This is a genomic window from Sodalis sp. RH15 (assembly GCF_047324255.1).
Taxonomy (GTDB): Bacteria; Pseudomonadota; Gammaproteobacteria; order Enterobacterales; family Enterobacteriaceae; genus Acerihabitans; species Acerihabitans ligni.
The window spans coordinates 4,168,483-4,186,367 of sequence record NZ_CP178738.1 but is presented as its reverse complement, the minus strand read 5'-3'; the positions used below and the strand labels follow the sequence as shown (position 1 = coordinate 4,186,367).

The following is a 17,885-nucleotide window of genomic DNA, read 5'->3' as shown; positions in this document are numbered from 1 at the left end:
TTATTGATAAACAGGATGCACTTTTAGGCTGGGAATGTAGTGATCAGGCTCTCTGCTTTGAAAATTCCGACTTGGGGAAAATTCAGTAATTAAAGGGGACGCACTAAAAATGCTGAGTGGCTTTTCCTATCCAAATCCAAGGCATAAAAAAATCAACCCTGATGGATTTTTTTTCTTGAAATGGATTGGTCGGTATGAGAGTATTTGAACTTACAATCCCAAATACAGCGAGTTATTTTCCGTAAAACCCTGTGACGTGGGCCTGAAATCACGGTAGCTATCAACGAAGTTCTCACTAGGGCCGGTGTTGGGGCTCGATCAGTGAATGAATTAGGTCTAAGTGGAACGGATATGGCGCCGGGGGCGTTTATGTATCTGGATTTACAGGTAACATTATGTGATGGTTCAGGATAAAATATTATCAATGCTTATGTTTGCGCAAAGCCATTTAAACTGGCGCAGACATCATGTTGAGTGTAATCCACGGTAATTCCGCGGTCTGGATTGATTAGAATTATTCGATAATAAACGGTTTCACAATTCCACCCGCGACGGATGCCGCAGGGTGAGTTTGTCCTGAAATTGGCCAGGGGTAATTCATATAAAATAAGCATGGACTATAATGCTGGTGCAGCGCCGAATGGTTAATATATCTTAATATTTAATTCGGATTCAGTTAATTTTTTTCAACTGGTTGTTGATTAAAAATATTAAGAATGACCTAGTAAAACGAAATTTCTCGGCTTTAATTTTTTGAACTATTGAAAAATTTATACCTTATAGTATTAATCTAAAGGCCTATTGGAAAATGCAAGATTATCTTACCATTACTTGGATGATATTATCCACATTAATTACCATGCTATCAATCGTTGGGGTAGGGGCATTCTTTATTTTAAAGCTTTCAATTAAAAAAATGTCAGTCTTTGAATTATTTATGTCATCAATTTTTGCTGGGATGGCTTTATTTTCATTTTACATATTTTTCTTATCAACATTGAAAGTTTTTCGCTATGACTTTGTGTTTTATCTAAAAATAGTAGGTTTTGTCATATTTTTGAAAATTTTTATTAAAAATTTCGGTAAAATAAAAAATATGATGTATAAAAAAAAGTTTGTGATCTTATCATTTTTTACTTTATTTTTATTTTTTACGTTAAGTACAGTGAGTAATGTATTGATACACGGTGATGCGAAACAGTATAATTTAGCTTTCCCTTGGTTAATGTCTGTAACAGGCCATTTGGTTAATAATGATACTTTATTGCATAATGGGACATATATTTCTTTTGATATATTGTATCTAAGCATAGGAGACTTGAGAGATCTGCTTTATCGGCCTGATTTAATCGATAAAATAAAGCTTTTTGACTCGAATGCAGCTTTTTTACTTCCATTATCAATCTACATGTTATCAAGACGACTTGAAATTTCGGAAAAAGCGTCTCTGTTAGCTTCTTTCGCAATCTTAACTATTGGAAGTATTAACAATTGGGGGGAGATAAAAAATGATATTTTCTCATCCGCAATAGGGATTTCATCTTTATGCTTCATTCTAATTGCCAGCAAAACAAAAGATCATAAAATTCTTTTCCTCGCTTCATTTATTGCTGGTTGGGCTGTAAGTGTAAAATTGACTAATGCTATAATTTTAGTACTTCCGTTTTTTTATTTATATCTAATCGGTTTTTTTAGTAAAAAGTATATATTTATTAGTATATTGACAGGCATGTTGCCATTACTTCCCTGGATGTTATATGCGTACCATGGAACAGGAAGTCTAATTTCGCCTGAATTGATAAAACTTCCTCCAGAAATAAACTACTGGTGGGGGGTCCGAAATGCTAATGGCCTGCCTCATGGGATGATTACGGCTATAAATTATTTCGAACCAATACTGATGAATTCTTATAAAATATCTGGAAATGATAGTATTGGTGTTTTCTCCTTATTATCAATAGTTGTATCTCTTTTATATATAATGCGTGTCATATATTTAAAAGAATTTAATATGAATTCGATAATTTTAATATCAGTGATGATATGGTTTTTCATTTTTTATATAATGAGATACGATAATAGATTTCTTTCGAGATATATAATCGCACCGCTATCAATATTTATAATATATGCAATATCTTATCTAGAACAATTAGCAGGTAAATATAAAAATATACTTATATTTTTTTTATGTAGTTTGATCGCTTATTGTTCTTTCAATAAAGATAACGCTCGGAGATTAAATGATATTGCTAAAATTTTAAATGTTACTGAAATGCAAAAACAAAAATTATCTGATCTTGATAGTTATGAAAAACCGTATAAGTACCTTAATGCAATAAGAAAAAATGGAGAAGCAGTTGCCGTCAATGAACATACGATCTTATTTGTAAATCCTCCGTTTTATAACCTAAACCCACTTCATGCCATCAACCTCAATCTTTATCGCATGAGCCAGCATGACATCAAAAAATATATAGAACAAAAAAATATAAAATATTTTATTTTTAGAAAAATAAATTCTTGGGGATATGATAATATAAATAACTATGTTATGGAATGTACTGATTTAATCAAACCATTTGATAATGGTAATTTAAATTTACTAAGAGTAAAAGACAACTGTAACGTATGAATGGAGTAAGGTCCAGGCATGCATTTATCACAGCAGATGAGTAAAAAAAGCGGGCATCGTCGGGCTGATCCTACCCAGATTTGACGGACACACTGCTAACTGAGGTAAACTCATTAGCGGAGTTGATCCATGACGAAATCGACAGCTATTAAAAATAAGCCACGTAATCAATACACGCCAGAGTTTCTCGAGCAAGCGTTGGTACTGGCCGATACTATCGGTGTGGCTCAAGCTGCAAGGTAACTTAATCTCTATGAAGCAGAACCTTATACGTGGCGTTCTAAAACGCGTCACCAGAATAACAACGGTGAACGCGGACAACAGCAGCTTGCCGATAGTTCGCTGAGCTCAGATTCAAGCGTTCCCGGCGCGTGAATGAGATTATCTGGATTTACCAGGGCAAATAATGCCAGTACCGGATAGCACTTGGTAACGATAATCTGGTCTCCTGGGATGTGGTTACATATGTGCTGAACGACGAGAACAAGGGATTATAAACGATGGTCCTCTACATTATGGAAATCCTAACGGGGATTCACTGTTTTTTCCCTAACAAATGCCAGGCATAAAAAAACCAACCCTAACGGGTTGGTTTTCTTGGGATGGATTGGTCGGCATGAGAGGATTCGAACCTCCGACCCCCGACACCCCATGACGGTGCGCTACCATGCTGCGCTACATGCCGACTTCATGGGGGCCTATACTACCTTTTCCTGCGTCGATTGCAATAGCCCATTGAATTGACTGCGTTAGATTTAAGCGGTTAGTTGGCAATAAAGCGTTTTTCGTCCGTCAGCACCTGCAACAGCAGCGCTAACTGTGGTTTCGCATGGCGGATCCGTTCACCTTTCAGGTCATAGGTGCGGTAATCGCCGTCGCTTTGCAACACAATGGTCTGGGTCGGCGTGTTGATGACCAGCGTGCCGTTATCACCGCTGGCCACCCAATCGTTATGCCGCTGCGGGGCGAACAGGTCTTCGCCCTGGGTGTAATCGCTGGGATCGGTGGTGCTGTGCAGTAAACGCTGCATCAAGGTTGCGGTGACGTCATTATGATTGGTCAGTTTCTCGATGCGCTGCGGCGGGGTGCCCGGCCAGTGGACAACCAGGGGAACCTGCAGTTGGACGCGGTTAAGCCTGGTACCGGCCTCCCAATGCCCGTTACCGGCATCGTTCAGCTCCAGGCCGTTGGTGGCGGTGATGATAACCACGGTATGTTCCAGGTCGCCTTTCTCCCGCAGCGTTGCGAGGATTTGTCCAATGTAGCCGTCAAGGCGCTGCGCGCTCTGCTGGTATTGGCGGGCCAGGGCCGGCGTATTATCTTGGCCGGCGTTGATATCGGTACCGTTGAACTCGACAAAGGAGAACCAGGGCGCCGCGCCGGTATAGGCCGAACGCCATTTCTGCCATTGCTGGGCGGTCTGCCCGTCGGACTGTCCTACCGGCTCCGGCAGGCTGAAATCGGTAAGCAGCGCCTGCCGGTCTAACGGACTGCTGAAACCGTTGGACGAGAACAGGCTTAACTGATAGCCCTGTTTGCCCAGGGCATCCAGCAATACCGAGGTTTTGCGCGATGCCAGGATCCCGTCCAGATAAGAAGAGGATATACCGTAGAACAGGCCGAACAGTCCGGTATCGGAACGATTCCCGGTGCTGAAATGGTTGGCGAAAAATGCGTTTTCATCGGCAAACTGCTTTAGCGCCGGCATCCGCTGCGCCAGGGTATCGTCGCGCAATGCGCCGGTGGTGATGATCAGCAGGTTGAAGCCGCTGCCGGTCTTTTGGAATTTTAAGGGACTGAGCGGATACTCCACCGCCACCGCTTCGGGATTTCCTTGTCGCACCAGGCGGCGTTCATACTCCTGCGCGTCCAGCAAACCATGGCGTTCCAGGAAACGGCGGGCGGTCATGGGGTAGGATAAGGGCAGATTGGAACGCTGCATGGTGATGGGGCGGTAAAAGTTGGCATCCGCCCAGATATAAAGGATATGGGAAGCGAAAAAAGCGCAGATCAGCAGGATGGCGATGGGCTTGCCGATTTTATGCCGGTTGAGGCTGCGTAATTTCTGCCAGCTCCAGGTGGCGTACAGCATTTCCATAAGAAATATCACCGGGATGCCGATAAACATCAGCTGCCAGTCACGCGCCAGTTCCCCTTCGTCCGGGTTGACCACCAATTCCCAGACCACCGGATTAAGATGCAGGTGGAAGCGGGTAAAGACCTCCGTATCCACCAGCAGCAGCGTTAAGCCGGCGGTGGCGATGATTGCCGATAAAAACCGCAGCAGACGCTGGGACATAACCACAAAGGTTAGCGGGAAGATTACCAGCAAATACAGCGTGAAGCCGATGAAGCTGAAATGGCCGAGCCAGCTGACAAACGCATAGGTGCGGCCGGCGAGCGACCCCGGCCAGTCGGCGACAAGCAAATAGCGGCTGCCCAGCCCGAGGCTGAGCAGAATATTGAAGAGTGCGAACCAGTGACCCCAACCGATCATTTGGGAAACTTTGTCACGGTAGCGCTGGCTATTTGTCACCATATGAAGTTTAGGCAGCTGTTTAATGCGTGTCGGGTTCGCGTATGGAAGACAGCAAGGCCTCGCTAAACGAGCGGGCCAGGGTTTTCCGTTGCTCCGGCGATACGCTGGTATTGATTACATGGGTAATCATATTACCCAAAACCATCAATGATAAATCCGTCGGCGTATGATGCTTTGCCAGCACCGCCGAGAGTTCGTTTAATAATGTCTCAATCTGCTCGTCGCTGTAACGGGATGCTTGCGGCATAATATAATCTTCATAAGCTCTTAAAACCCGCTATCTTACCGTATCAACTCCTCTTTTTCCGCATTTTTATCCACCGTGCCGTAAAACCTCGACCTTTGCGCCTGGAATTAGGTCCCATTTTTCTGCCTTAAGCCCGCGGAGTGCCGTCGCCCTTTGCAACACCGGTTGCGGCCGAAGGCAATTCGGTGTTTGAATACGCCTCTCACCAAAAGGAGAATAAATCATGAGTCTGGATATTGACCAGATTGCGTTACATCAACTCATTAAACGCGATGAGCAAACGCTGGAGCTGATATTGCGGGATTCGCTGCTGCAGCCGAACGCGGCGGTGGATGAGATGATGGCGGAGCTGCATCGGGTCTACAGCGCCAAGACCAAAGCCTACGGTCTGTTCAACGCCGGCAGCGAACTGGCCGAGGCGTTGCGCCATTGCCGCCGGGGAGATGAGGACTTTCTGGCCTTCACCCGGGCCGCCACCGGCCGGCTGCGTGATGAGCTGGCTAAGTATCCGTTTGCCGAGGGCGGTATTGTCCTGTTTTGCCAATACCGCTATCTGGCGGTGGAATATCTGCTGATTGCGGTTCTCTCCAGTTGCAGCAGTATGCGGGTCAATGAACAGCTGGATATCAGCAGTACCCATTATCTTGATATCAATCATGCGGATATAGTGGCGCGCATTGATCTTACCGAATGGGAGGCCAATCCCTCATCTACCCGCTATCTGACCTTTTTGAAAGGGCGGGTAGGGCGGAAGGTGTCGGACTTTTTCATGGATTTCCTGGGCGCCGCCGAAGGGCTGGATACCAAGGCGCAAAATCGCGGCCTGTTGCAGGCGGTGGATGAATACTGCGCCGAAGGTCAACTGGATAAACAGGAGCGGCAAACCGTTCGCGAGCAGGTATACAGCTACTGCAAAGAGCAGTTGCAATCCGGTGAAGAGATTGCGCTGGTGGAATTATCCGAGGCCCTGCCGCCGGTGGGTGATAAGTCCTTCCAGGCGTTCTCCAGCGGCGAGGGTTATGCCCTGGAGGAGAGCTTCCCCGCCGATCGCGGCACGCTGCGTCAGCTGACCAAGTATGCCGGCAGCGGCGGCGGTATCACCCTGAGTTTTGACGCGCCGCTGATGGGCGAACGGATTTTCTGGGATCCCGCCACCGATACCCTGACCATCAAGGGCACGCCGCCGAATCTGCGCGATCAGTTGCAGCGTCGGCTGGGCGGCGGCAATTAATTGAGTTTAGGCATCATGTTTAGGTTAAGCATGATGCCAAGGGATGGGGGGGCATCTGTTATCCGGTACCGGCCGGAGTGATTTTCGCAAAAGCAAAAAAAACGCCGCTTCATTCAGCGGCGTTTTTGCACGTAGTATCACTTACACGCGATTAAACGCGAACAAAGTCGATATGCGTCAGCTTGGGTTTGAACGGATGACGCTGCACTGCCTGGACCTTGACCTGGGTTTCTTTACCGTCGATGACCAGCGATAGGACATCGCTGTAAAAACCCGGTTTGGTCTGGGTATTCAGGACAACTTCGTGTTCCATTTCAATGGCAACCGGCGCTTCCGGGCCACCATACACGATGGCGGGGAATTTGTTGGCGATACGCAGGCGGCGGCTCGCACCCTTACCCTGCTCTTTACGCGTTTCTGCATTAATAATTAGCATTTATATTCTCGATACTGACAAGTATTCCCGCTACAGGCGACCCAGCAGCGGGCTGGATAGTCTTGCTTTAGAGTAAAGCGGGCGGAATTCTACCGGATTATGCGCCCGGGGGCAAATAAAACCCGGTCACGGACGCAACTCATGGGCCAGTCGGTAACGGCCCTGGTAGTCAAAAAGTTTTTCCCGTATCCGCCAGAAACGGCCCTGCCGGCGGGCGACGACAAAATCCGGGTGGCGTAGCAGCGGCGCGGCGGCGCAGATATCCGCCGCGGTGCGCCAGGGCAGCGGAACGCCCGGCGCCCTCTGGTGCGGCCGCAAAAACCGGTAATCGAACAGCCGCCGCTGCGGCGGGGTGGCGAGGCGAAAACGTTCGTCCACTTCGGCGCCGTCTTCATCATGATAGGTCACCCGCAGCCATTCGCCGTGCTCATCGCCGCCAACCGCCAGCGACATGCCGCTGCAGCGTAGCACCATGGCGTCTTTTAACCGCAGGGCGGCCTTGAGCATATCATCGGGATCCACCATCAGATGATCGCACTGGTGGCAGCGGCGGGCGGCAATGTCGTTTTCGGCGCCGCATTCGGGACAAATTTTGAATCGGAAGCGGAAATCGCACTGCCGCCGTTCGCCGTCGTCATTTTCCTGCCAACCCTGGCAGCGCCGGCCGTAGTGCTCAATCACGGCGCCGTCCGGCGCGGTTTTACCCCAGAAGGTGTTGGCGAAGCCGCACAGGGGGCAAAACACCTGTACCGGTTTGCCGGCTCCGGGGGGTTTGGGCTGTCCGATTTCGGGAAAAAACAGATCATGGCCGTTACCGGCATAGTCCAGAATGACGCAGCGGCTTTTACCCGGATATAACCGCAGGCCGCGACCGACTATTTGCTGATAGAGACCGACGGATTCGGTGGGCCGCAGGATAGCTATCATATCCACGTGAGGGGCGTCGAAGCCGGTAGTAAGCACCGCGACGTTCACCACGTACCTCAGCGCCTGTTGCCGGAAGGCGTTAATCAGGCTATCGCGCTCGGCAAAAGGCGTTTCGGCGCTAATCAACGCCGCCTGATCCGGCGGCAACAGGGAGAGAATCTCGCCGGCATGCTCGACGGTGGCGGCGAAAATCATCACACCGCGTTTATCCGCGCCGTATTGTCGGATCTGGTTGACTATCAACGGCGTGACCCGGCGCTGCCGGTGCAGCTCCCGGTTCAGGTCGGATTCGGCATAATAGCCGTTCAGGCTCGGGGCGAGCCGGCTGAAATCGTATTGCAGCACCGGCATATCGAGGCGTTCCGGCGGCACCAGGAATCCATGCTTAATCATATAGTGCAGCGGCAGTTCATAGATGCATTCGCGGAAAAAACAGTTTTCATCACCCCGCACCATACCGTGGTGGTGGTACTGGTAAATCCAGCCTTTACCGAGGCGAAACGGGGTGGCCGTCAGGCCCAGGATGCGCAGGTCGGGACGGGACAGGCGCAGATGCTGGATAATCTGCCGGTACTGGCTGTCGCCGTCGTCGCTTAACCGGTGGCATTCATCCACGATCAGCAGCGAAAAGGCCCCATCGAACAGCGGCAGGTGGCGGGCAACCGACTGGACGCTGCCGAAGACCACTTTGCCCTGGCTGTCGCGCCGCTTTAAGCCGGCGGCGAAAATATCCGCCTCAAACCCCAGCGCCCGGTATTTTTCGTGGTTTTGCGCCACCAGCTCTTTAACGTGGGCCAGTACCAGGACACGACCGCGGGCCAATCGAGCCAGTTCGGCGATGACCAGGCTTTTGCCGGCGCCGGTGGGGAGGACAATCACCGCCGGCTCATGATGATGGCGGAAATAATCCACCGCGGCGTCCACCGCCTCCCGCTGATAAGGTCGAAGGGTAAACGACATCAAAAACGCTGTCCCGAGGTAAGGCAAAACATAACGAAATCAATATGACTGCGCATCAATTTCATGGTGATAATAAATGTACCTAATAGCTTTCAAGTTACAGCGCTTGCGCCGGCCCGAAGGGTGGACCTCAGGGATGAGGTTCATCATCCCAGGAGCTTAGACAGCTAAGTGACTGGGATAAGCGAGCGCGGCCAACACCGCTGCAACTTGAAAGATGAAGGATAGATGGCGTTGTTCGCTAGGCTTGGAACCCAAGCCCCGTTATACTGCCATGTATCTCTAGCCCATGCGGCCCTTTCTGTTCAATTCCACGGCATCCCGGTGAATACCGGACGCGGCGACGCGCTCGGCCGTGGGATTGGCAGGCGTTTAAAGATTACAGGCAAAACAGACTTAATGCGACTGGACAAATTTCTATCTCAACATTTAGGCATCAGCCGTGCGCTGGTGCTGCGGGAACTCCGCGGGAAGCGGGTTACGGTGGACGGCGAAATCATCAAGCAAGGGTCGTTTCAACTGCTGCCGCAACACGAAGTGCGTTTTGATGGCAACCCGCTGCAACAAATCATCGGGCTCCGCTATTTCATGCTGCATAAGCCCCAAGGCTATGTTTGTTCCACCGATGATCCGGATCATCCCACCGTGCTTTATTTTATGGATGAACCGGTGCCGGATAAACTGCATGCCGCCGGCCGCCTTGATATCGATACCACCGGACTGGTGCTGATGACCGATGACGGCCAATGGTCCCACCGGATTACCTCTCCCAAGCACCATTGCGAAAAAACCTACCGGGTGACGCTGGCGGAACCCCTCTCCGGGGACGCCGCGCGGCAGATAACCGAGGGCGTGATGCTGCATGGGGAAACCCTGCCTACCCGTCCGGCGGTGCTTGAAGCGCTGTCGGAAACGGAAGTGCGGCTGACCATCAGCGAAGGGCGCTACCACCAGGTGAAAAGAATGTTCGCCGCCACCGGCAACCGGGTAGAGACCCTGCATCGCGAGAGCATTGGCGCCATCGTGCTGGATGAGGACCTGCAGCCGGGAGAATACCGCCCGTTGACCCGCGAAGAAATCGACAGCATCGGCGCACCGGTGAAGAAGTAAAAATTGCCGCCTGGCAGGGCGGCTCAAAAGGAGTGGTATAGCGTGCAAGCGTCACAAAAATCCCATATCGGGTTGATTGTCATCCTCGGTCTGTTGTCCATGCTGATGCCCCTGGCCATCGATATGTATTTACCGGCCATGCCCACCATTGCCGCCGAGTTCGGCGTCAGCGACGGCAGCGTGCAAATGACCCTTAGCGCTTATGTCCTGGGATTCGCCGTCGGCCAGCTTTTTTACGGACCGCTGGCGGACAGCCTGGGGCGCAAGCCGGTTATTTTGTTCGGCACCTTTTGTTTCGCCCTGGCCGCCGCAGCCTGCGCGTTATCCCACTCGGTTGATCAGCTGATTTACATGCGGTTATTGCATGGCTTATCCGCCGCCGCCGCCAGCGTGGTGATCAACGCTCTGATGCGCGATATGTTCACCAAAGACGATTTTTCCCGCATGATGTCGTTTGTGGTGCTGGTGATGACGGTGGCGCCCCTGCTGGCGCCGCTACTCGGCGGCGCCCTGTTGCTGCTGTTCAACTGGCATGCCATCTTCTGGATCATGAGCCTGGCGGCGCTGGTGGCCAGCGTGCTGGTGCTGCTGTATATCCGGGAAACCCTGCCCCGGGAGCGGCGGCAGAAATTTCACCTGCGCACCACCATAGGCAATTTCGGCGCGCTGTTCCGTCACAAACGGGTTTTTTGCTATATGCTGGCCAGCGGCTTCTCGTTTGCCGGCCTGTTCTCGTTTCTCAGTGCCGGCCCTTTTGTCTATATCAATATCAACGGCGTTTCGCCGCAGCATTTCGGCTACTACTTCGCCCTGAACGTGGTGTTCCTGTTTATCATGACGCTGATAAACAGCCGCAGCGTAGGACGCTTCGGCGCGCAGCGGATGTTCCGGCTCGGGCTGCTTATCCAACTGCTGATGGGCATCTGGATGGTTATCGTGTGCGCTTTCAACCTGGGCTTCTTGCCGCTGGTCATCGGGGTAGCGGTCTTTGTCGGCTGCGTGGCGATGGTGACCTCCAACGGCATGGCGGTGATTCTGGATGATTTCCCCCATATGGCCGGTACCGCTTCTTCCCTGGCCGGCACCCTGCGTTTCGGCGTAGGCGCCGTCGTCGGCGCGGTTCTGTCGCTGGCAACCTTCAACAGCGCCTGGCCAATGGTCATCTCCATGGCGTTTTGCACCCTGACCGCCATGCTCTGCTATGTTTACGCCAGCCGCCCGCGCCGTAGCGCCAAGGCCACCGCTTAACTCAGGCAGCCACTTACCGCAGCGGGCCAAGCCCGCGATCGCCCAGCGTGCAACGAACGTGTTAAAGGGAGAGCGCGCCAATGAGGTCGAATCGGCCATTTTTGGCCGACCGAGCGCCTCATGGCACGCTAGGCCCGCGATCGTCGAACGTACAAACAACCTGTTAAAGGGAGCGCGCGCCAAGGGGTATGTTCGATAAATGTAAACCAAAAGCTGGCGATAAGTTATGCAAATGCATAAAAAGTTGTTGTGTTTGTCGATCTAACGCGGTACATATAGGCCGAAAAGAGATCTGGCTCTCATTTTTGCGGTTTAAAAGACATTTGTGTAAACAATAAAGTCCTATATGTCATTCTAACATTATTATTTTGTGATAAAATTGTTACCAGCCATTTGATTACCTTTGGGGAAAGGCAGTGAATAATTTACAATTATCCGTCATACATCGCCTGCCGCAATCTTATCGCTATTTAAACGGATTTTGCGGTCTCAAGGTTGAGCCCATTGACTCGGTAGGCAAAGGGGAGAATGAACTGGTGGGCCTGACGCTGCTGAACCATGAGGGCGGCACCGCTTGGCAAACCATGCGGGAACTGGCGGGTTCACTAATGGAAATCCAGATTTCCTGCTCCGTGCTGGAATATGAAGGACAGCCTTGCCTTTTTTTACACCGCGATGATGAATGTACCGCGCTATGCCGCCTGAAAAACATCGGCGTGGCCATTGCCGAACCGGCCGCGGCGCCCTATATCATCTGAAACAGGCTGCCTGAAGGGCCCGCCGGGCTCTACTAGTTGCTGGATTGCAACAGCTGCTTAGTATAGTCCGCCGCCGGTGAATCAAAGATTTGACGGCACTCTCCCTGTTCCACCACTTCCCCTTGGCGCAACACAATCACCTGATGGCACATTGCCCTCACAACCTGCAAGTCATGGCTGATAAAGAGATAGGTCAACTGATGTTTTTCCTGCAGCGACTTCAGCAGTTGCAGGATCTGCGCCTGAACCGAACGGTCCAGGGAAGAGGTGGGTTCATCCAGGATAACCAGCTCCGGCTGCAGAATAAGCGCTCGGGCTATGGCGATGCGCTGCCGCTGGCCGCCGGAAAACTGATCGGGATAGCGGTTGCGGGTGTCGGGATCCAATCCCACCTCCTGCAAGGCGACAATCACCCGCCGTTCCTGTTCCTCCGATGAATAATGATGGTGAACCCTCAGCCCCTCCACCACGATTTGCGCCACCGTCAGCCGCGGGTTAAGGGCTGAATTCGGGTCCTGGAATACCACCTGGATACGGCGCCGTACGGGGAGCATCTGCCGCCGGTTAAACTGATGCAGCGGCTGGTCTTCAAACCAGATTTCCCCGTCGGATTGCAGCAGGCGCAGCACCGCCAGCGCCGTTGTGCTTTTGCCCGACCCGGATTCGCCCACCAATCCCATGCTTTCGCCGCGCCGCAAGGTGAAAGTAACGTTGTTTAATACCCGTTTTTCCATCACCGAGCGCCGCAGCAGTCCCCGCTGTACGGAAAACGACACCCCCAAGCCGTTAACCCTGAGCAAGGGGGCGGCATCTTCGTCCACCGGCAGGGGACAGCCGCCGTGTTCAGCCGCCAGCAACTTACGGGTATAGGCATGGCGCGGAGCGCTGAAAAGCGTTCCGCAGGGGCTGATTTCCACGCATTTGCCATCCTTCATCACCGCCACGTTATCCGCCAGCCGGCGGACGATATTCAGATTGTGCGTGATAAACAGCAGCGCCATGCCCATTTCCCGGCGCAGATCGGCCAATAATTGCAGAATTTGCGCCTGGACCGTGACATCCAGGGCGGTGGTGGGCTCATCGGCTATCAGTAATTTCGGCCGGGTCAGTAACGCCATGGCGATCATCACCCGCTGCCGCTCGCCGCCGGACAACTGATGGGGAAAATCCCTTAGCCGCGAAGAGGCATGGCGAATCCCCACCCGATCAAGACTGGCGAGCACTTCGGCGCGGGCGGAATCTCCCTTCATGCCCCGATGCAGAATCAACACTTCCAACAGCTGCTTTTCAATGGTATGCAGCGGATTAAGGGAGGACATGGGTTCCTGGAAGATCATGGCGATATCGTTGCCGCGCACCCGCCGCAGCGCGGTTTCATCCGCATGGAGGAGGCTTTGTCCCCGGAACAGGATATCACCGTGGCTATAAACGGCGGGAGGGGACGGCAGTAAGCGCAGCACCGATAACGCGGTCACGCTCTTGCCGGAACCGGATTCTCCCACCAGGGCCAGGGTTTCGCCGGTGTTGACGGTCAGGGATACCTCATCCACCACCTGACGGCAGGTTTCCCCCTGGCGAAAGGCGACGCTCAGCGCTTGGATCTGCAGTAAAGGTGCGGTCATGGTTAATGGCCCTTGCCGGGGTCGAAAGCGTCGCGCACCGCCTCGCCGATAAAAATCAAAAGCGACAATACCAGGGCCAGCATCACAAACGCGGTAATGCCAAGCCAGGGCGCCTGCAGGTTGTTTTTGCCTTCCAGCAGCAAATTGCCCAGGGAAGGCGAACCCAGCGGCAGACCAAAACCCAGGAAGTCCAGTGACGTCAGGGTGGTTATGGAGCCGCAGAGAATAAACGGCATAAACGTCAGCGTCGCCACCATGGCGTTGGGCAGCATATGGCGCAGCATAATCATCCCGTCGCTGACCCCCATGGCCTGGGCGGCGCGGATATAGTCAAAGTTGCGGGTGCGCAGGAATTCGGCCCGCACCACCCCCACCAGACTCATCCAGCCGAACAGCACGGTGATGCCCAGCAGCCACCAAAAATTCGGCGGCACCACGCTCGACAGCAGAATAATCAAAAACAGCGTCGGCATACCCGACCAGACTTCGATAAAGCGCTGGCCCCACAGGTCCAGCCTGCCGCCGTAGTATCCCTGCGTGGCGCCGGCGATAATGCCTATCAGGCTGGAGAACAAGGTCAGGGCCAGTCCGAACAGCATCGACAGTCGAAAGCCATACAGTAAATTCGCCAGCACGTCTTTGCCGGAACTGTCGGTGCCCAGCCAGTTTTGCGCATTGGGCGGCGAAGGGAAGGGGACCTTGGTGGCGAAGTTGATAGTGCGGTAGTCGTAGCGAATGGGCGCCCAGAGCGTCCAGCCGTGGGATTCCAGCCGGTGCGCGACATAGGGATCGCGATAATCCGCCGCGGTGGCCAGCTCGCCGCCGAAGGTGGTTTCGTTATAGTTGAACAGCAGGGGAAAATACAACCGCCCTTCATAACGAACCAGCAGGGGCTTGTCGTTGGCCACCAGTTCCGATCCCAGGCTTACGGCGAACAATAGCAAAAACAGCCATAACGACCAGTAGCCGCGGCGATTACGGCGAAAGCGCGCCCAACGCGCCTGGTTTACCGGGCTTAATCCGCTCATTGCCGTCCCTCGAAATCAATGCGGGGATCCACCAATGTGTAGGTCATGTCGCTGAGAATATTCAGCAACAGCCCGATAAGGGTAAAAATATACAGGGTGCCGAACATCACCGGATAATCCCGCTGCAGGGTGGCATCGTAACCGAGCAGCCCCAGTCCGTTGAGGGAAAACATCACTTCAATCAGCAGCGATCCGGTGAAAAACATGCTGATAAACGTCGCGGGAAAACCGGCTATCACCAGCAGCATGGCGTTGCGGAACACGTGGCGGTAGAGAATCTGGTTTTCATCCAGCCCCTTGGCCCGGGCGGTGATGACGTACTGCTTGCGGATTTCATCCAGAAACGCGTTTTTGGTTAGCATGGTCAGGGTGGCGAATCCGCCGATGACCGTGGCCAGCACCGGCAGCGTGATATGCCAGAGGTAATCCGTGATTTTTTTGTACCACGGCAGACTGTCGAAATGGCTGGAGACCAGACCGCGCAGCGGAAACCAATCCAGATAGCTGCCGCCGGCAAACAGCACTATCAGCAATATGGCGAACAGAAACGCCGGAATGGCATAACCGACGATAATCAGCGTGCTGCTCCAGACATCGAATCCGCTGCCGTTATGGACCGCCTTCCTGATGCCCAGCGGAATGGACACTAAATAAATAATCAGCGTGCTCCATAGTCCCAGGGTAATGGAAACCGGCAGGCTCTCTTTTATCAATTCCATGACCGACGAGCCGCGAAACAGGCTGTCGCCGAAATCAAACCGCACATAATTCCACAGCATGGTGAAATAGCGCACGTGCAGCGGTTTGTCAAAGCCATAGCGCTTGGTGATTTCAGCAATGACCTCCGGATCCAGTCCGCGGGCGCCGCGATACTGGCTGTCGCCGATTTGTCCGCCGTGCAGCGTCTGGATGCGGGCGGTGGGATCGGTGTGGCCGCCGCCGGAGAAACCGCTTTGCTGACCCGTTTCAATGGCGGCAATGGCCTGATCCACCGGGCCGCCGGGAGCAATTTGCACGATAAAAAAATTCAGCGTAATGATGGCCCACAGCGTGGGAATGACCAGTAATAATCGACGCAATAGATATGACGTCATGCAAGCCCCTCTGTTAGCGCCGTTCCGCAGGCAATTTCGCCGACCGGTTGACATCGTACCACCAGGTGTCGAAACCCAGCGCATAAGTGGGACGAATTTCCGGCATGGCGAATTTATCCCAATAGGCCAACCGGGTCTGATGGGAGAACCACATGGGGATCATAAATTGATTCCAGGTCAGCACCCGGTCCAGGGCCCGTCCAAGGGAAAGCAGGGCTTTTTCGTCCCCCTGGTGATGAACGATTTCATTGATCAGTCGGTCGATGGCGGGATCCTTTACCCCCGGCCGATTATAGGTGGATTCCACATAGGCCGAACCCCACATGATCTGCAAATCCCCGCTGGGATAGGGGAACGGCGCGTAGGTGGCGGGCATCATATCAAAATCGCGCTTGCGCAGCCGGTTGGTGAATTGCGCGCTGTCCACTTCCCGAATCTGGAGGGTAATACCCAGCCGCTGCAGATTATGCTGGAACGGCAGGATATATTGGCTGTTGTTGCCGCTCATCAGCATCATTTCAAACTGGAAGGGTTTACCGGTTTTACTGTTCACCAATTGCTGGTTTTTCAACTCCCAACCGGCCTCTTTTAACAAGGTGAGCGCCTTGAGCAGGTTTTTCCGATCGTATCCGCTGCCGTCCGAGACCGGCGGATGGTAAATATCGGTAAAGACTTCCGGCGGGATCTGCCCTTTCAGCGGCGCCAGCCAGGCCAGCTCGGCGGCGTCGGGATATCCTCTGGCGGCGTAGTCGGTATTGATAAAATAGCTGTTGACCCGTTCATAGCCGTTAAAGAAAAGCGCCTTGTTCATCCATTCGAAATCAAATGCCAGGCCGATGGCCTCGCGCACCCGCCTGTCGGCGAACAGCGGACGCTGGATATTAAACGCCAGCCAGGGCGTAGTGACCGGAGCGTTATTGGGCACTTCCTGTTTGACGATGTAACCACGGTCAAAATTACCGCCGTGGTACTGAGTGGCCCAATTTTTCGGCGAAGTTTCCACCCGCAGATCGTAGGCGCCGGCTTTAAAGGCCTCCAGCGCGACATTGTCGTCCAGGTAATAGTCATAACGGATAGTATCGAAATTATTACGCCCGCGATTCACCGGCAATGTCTCCCCCCAGTAATCCTTGACCCGGGAGTAAGTGACGTACTGGCCCGTGCGCCAGGCGGTGATGCGATAAGGACCGCTGGCCGGCGGCGGCGAGGACAGCGGGTCGCTCAGTTTGTGATGTTGCCAGAAGCTTTCCGGCAAAATGGGCAAGTCCAGCAAACCCAGCATTTTGTCTTTATCGGGCTGGGGGAATTCATAACGCACGGTCAGCGGCGCGATGGCCGTGGCGGTAACGCCTTTATAATAAAGCCTGAACTGGGGCACCCCTTCGGTCATGAATTTGTTGAAGGTAAAGGCGACATCCCGCGCGGTGATGGACTGGTGATTATGATAGCGGGCCCGGGGATTGATGGTGATTTCAATCCACTTGAAATCCGCCGGGTAGCGAGCGGACTCCGCCACCAGCGGGTAATAACTGCCCATTTCATCGTCGGAGGTGGTGAACAGCGAGTCATAGAGCTGATCGGTCCGCATGGCGGCGGAGCCACGCAAAGCGTAACGGTTGAAATTGTCAAAGGTGCCGATGGCGGCCAACGTCACGGCTCCGCCTTTGGGGGCGGCGGGATTGACGTAATCGAAATGATTGAAATCACTGCTGTACTTTGGCTCTCCCAACAGCGCAAACGCATAACCTTCGTTAATGGCCTCGGCGTGCGGACCGTAGCTAACGATACTGAAAACCAGCGCTATCCAAAAACGTAAAAACATCAGGTTACGCTCCTGCGTAGATACTGACTGACTCAAGCTGAATAACAAGGCCATCATGCCGACAATGTGCAGTATGACTGCGTTTATTATAATAGCGGTAATAACGATATAAATAATTTTAATGTCAAAATTATCAGCGGTTTTTTTTGTTTATCGCGTTAGGCAAATCGAGGGGGCGAGTGGCAGTGAGAATCCAGCGGTGCGCCGCGCCGGCTCTATCATAATTTA

General features: G+C 52.6%; 13 protein-coding genes and 1 tRNA gene. 5 read left to right on the top strand and 9 right to left on the bottom strand.

Annotation, left to right across the window (positions count from 1 at the left end; all coding sequences use genetic code 11):
* Positions 1–808 precede the first annotated feature (808 nt).
* Positions 809–2,635, top strand: a complete 1,827-nt coding sequence (locus ACL2XO_RS19005; RefSeq protein ID WP_413741291.1) for a hypothetical protein — start codon at positions 809–811, stop codon at positions 2,633–2,635.
* A 608-nt stretch (positions 2,636–3,243) separates the two neighbouring features.
* Here ACL2XO_RS19005 and ACL2XO_RS19000 read toward each other — a convergent pair.
* The 3 genes from ACL2XO_RS19000 to ACL2XO_RS18990 all read right to left on the bottom strand — a co-directional run bounded on the left by ACL2XO_RS19000 (position 3,244) and on the right by ACL2XO_RS18990 (position 5,421).
* A tRNA-Pro gene (locus ACL2XO_RS19000) sits at positions 3,244–3,320 on the bottom strand.
* 78 nt (positions 3,321–3,398) lie between these two features.
* The gene (yejM, locus tag ACL2XO_RS18995) at positions 3,399–5,174 is read right to left on the bottom strand and encodes an LPS biosynthesis-modulating metalloenzyme YejM (protein ID WP_203523456.1); all 1,776 of its coding nucleotides are present in this window, start codon (positions 5,172–5,174) and stop codon (positions 3,399–3,401) included.
* A gap of 19 nt (positions 5,175–5,193) precedes the next feature.
* Entirely contained in the window at positions 5,194–5,421 is a 228-nt protein-coding gene (locus ACL2XO_RS18990; protein ID WP_132927338.1) for a YejL family protein, read from the bottom strand.
* Between the two features lie 223 nt (positions 5,422–5,644).
* Here ACL2XO_RS18990 and yejK point away from each other — a divergent pair, with 223 nt between their 5' ends.
* On the top strand, positions 5,645–6,652 hold the full coding sequence (gene yejK / locus ACL2XO_RS18985) for a nucleoid-associated protein YejK (RefSeq protein WP_132927340.1): 1,008 nt from the start codon (positions 5,645–5,647) through the stop codon (positions 6,650–6,652).
* 151 nt (positions 6,653–6,803) lie between these two features.
* On the opposite strand, the gene rplY is transcribed toward yejK, so the two are convergent.
* Positions 6,804–7,088, bottom strand: a complete 285-nt coding sequence (gene rplY / locus ACL2XO_RS18980; RefSeq protein WP_132927341.1) for a 50S ribosomal protein L25 — start codon at positions 7,086–7,088, stop codon at positions 6,804–6,806.
* 126 nt (positions 7,089–7,214) lie between these two features.
* The gene (locus ACL2XO_RS18975) at positions 7,215–8,975 is read right to left on the bottom strand and encodes a DEAD/DEAH box helicase (RefSeq protein WP_413725087.1); all 1,761 of its coding nucleotides are present in this window, start codon (positions 8,973–8,975) and stop codon (positions 7,215–7,217) included.
* A gap of 399 nt (positions 8,976–9,374) precedes the next feature.
* On the opposite strand from ACL2XO_RS18975, the gene rsuA reads away from it, so the two are divergent.
* From rsuA to ACL2XO_RS18960, 3 genes are all read left to right on the top strand, one after another.
* The gene (gene rsuA, locus ACL2XO_RS18970; protein ID WP_132927344.1) at positions 9,375–10,085 is read left to right on the top strand and encodes a 16S rRNA pseudouridine(516) synthase RsuA; all 711 of its coding nucleotides are present in this window, start codon (positions 9,375–9,377) and stop codon (positions 10,083–10,085) included.
* A gap of 42 nt (positions 10,086–10,127) precedes the next feature.
* Complete coding sequence (locus ACL2XO_RS18965; RefSeq protein WP_132927346.1) at positions 10,128–11,333, top strand: Bcr/CflA family multidrug efflux MFS transporter; 1,206 nt, start codon at positions 10,128–10,130, stop codon at positions 11,331–11,333.
* Between the two features lie 416 nt (positions 11,334–11,749).
* Entirely contained in the window at positions 11,750–12,091 is a 342-nt protein-coding gene (locus ACL2XO_RS18960; RefSeq protein ID WP_132927348.1) for a YejG family protein, read from the top strand.
* 32 nt (positions 12,092–12,123) lie between these two features.
* Here ACL2XO_RS18960 and yejF read toward each other — a convergent pair whose 3' ends face one another.
* From yejF to ACL2XO_RS18940, 4 genes are read right to left on the bottom strand one after another with little or no spacing between them, the layout of a single operon-like run.
* On the bottom strand, positions 12,124–13,713 hold the full coding sequence (gene yejF, locus ACL2XO_RS18955; RefSeq protein ID WP_413741290.1) for a microcin C ABC transporter ATP-binding protein YejF: 1,590 nt from the start codon (positions 13,711–13,713) through the stop codon (positions 12,124–12,126).
* Between the two features lie 2 nt (positions 13,714–13,715).
* Positions 13,716–14,741 (bottom strand): ABC transporter permease, encoded by a 1,026-nt coding sequence (locus ACL2XO_RS18950; protein ID WP_132927352.1) that lies wholly within the window; start codon positions 14,739–14,741, stop codon positions 13,716–13,718.
* Positions 14,738–15,835, bottom strand: a complete 1,098-nt coding sequence (locus ACL2XO_RS18945; protein ID WP_413725085.1) for a microcin C ABC transporter permease YejB — start codon at positions 15,833–15,835, stop codon at positions 14,738–14,740. The genes ACL2XO_RS18950 and ACL2XO_RS18945 overlap by 4 nt, the downstream gene beginning before the upstream one ends.
* A 13-nt stretch (positions 15,836–15,848) precedes the next feature.
* Positions 15,849–17,657, bottom strand: a complete 1,809-nt coding sequence (locus ACL2XO_RS18940) for an extracellular solute-binding protein (RefSeq protein WP_132927356.1) — start codon at positions 17,655–17,657, stop codon at positions 15,849–15,851.
* Between the last annotated feature and the right edge of the window lie 228 nt (positions 17,658–17,885).

Coding starts and splice junctions, on each gene's coding strand:
- ACL2XO_RS18990 (WP_132927338.1), bottom strand. CDS start 5,421: ATGCCGCAAGCATCCCGTTACAGCGACGAGCAGATTGAGACATTATTA.
- ACL2XO_RS18940 (WP_132927356.1), bottom strand. CDS start 17,657: ATGTTTTTACGTTTTTGGATAGCGCTGGTTTTCAGTATCGTTAGCTAC.
- ACL2XO_RS18950 (WP_132927352.1), bottom strand. CDS start 14,741: ATGAGCGGATTAAGCCCGGTAAACCAGGCGCGTTGGGCGCGCTTTCGC.
- yejF (WP_413741290.1), bottom strand. CDS start 13,713: ATGACCGCACCTTTACTGCAGATCCAAGCGCTGAGCGTCGCCTTTCGC.
- yejM (WP_203523456.1), bottom strand. CDS start 5,174: ATGGTGACAAATAGCCAGCGCTACCGTGACAAAGTTTCCCAAATGATC.
- ACL2XO_RS19005 (WP_413741291.1), top strand. CDS start 809: ATGCAAGATTATCTTACCATTACTTGGATGATATTATCCACATTAATT.
- rsuA (WP_132927344.1), top strand. CDS start 9,375: ATGCGACTGGACAAATTTCTATCTCAACATTTAGGCATCAGCCGTGCG.
- ACL2XO_RS18975 (WP_413725087.1), bottom strand. CDS start 8,975: ATGTCGTTTACCCTTCGACCTTATCAGCGGGAGGCGGTGGACGCCGCG.
- rplY (WP_132927341.1), bottom strand. CDS start 7,088: ATGCTAATTATTAATGCAGAAACGCGTAAAGAGCAGGGTAAGGGTGCG.
- ACL2XO_RS18945 (WP_413725085.1), bottom strand. CDS start 15,835: ATGACGTCATATCTATTGCGTCGATTATTACTGGTCATTCCCACGCTG.
- yejK (WP_132927340.1), top strand. CDS start 5,645: ATGAGTCTGGATATTGACCAGATTGCGTTACATCAACTCATTAAACGC.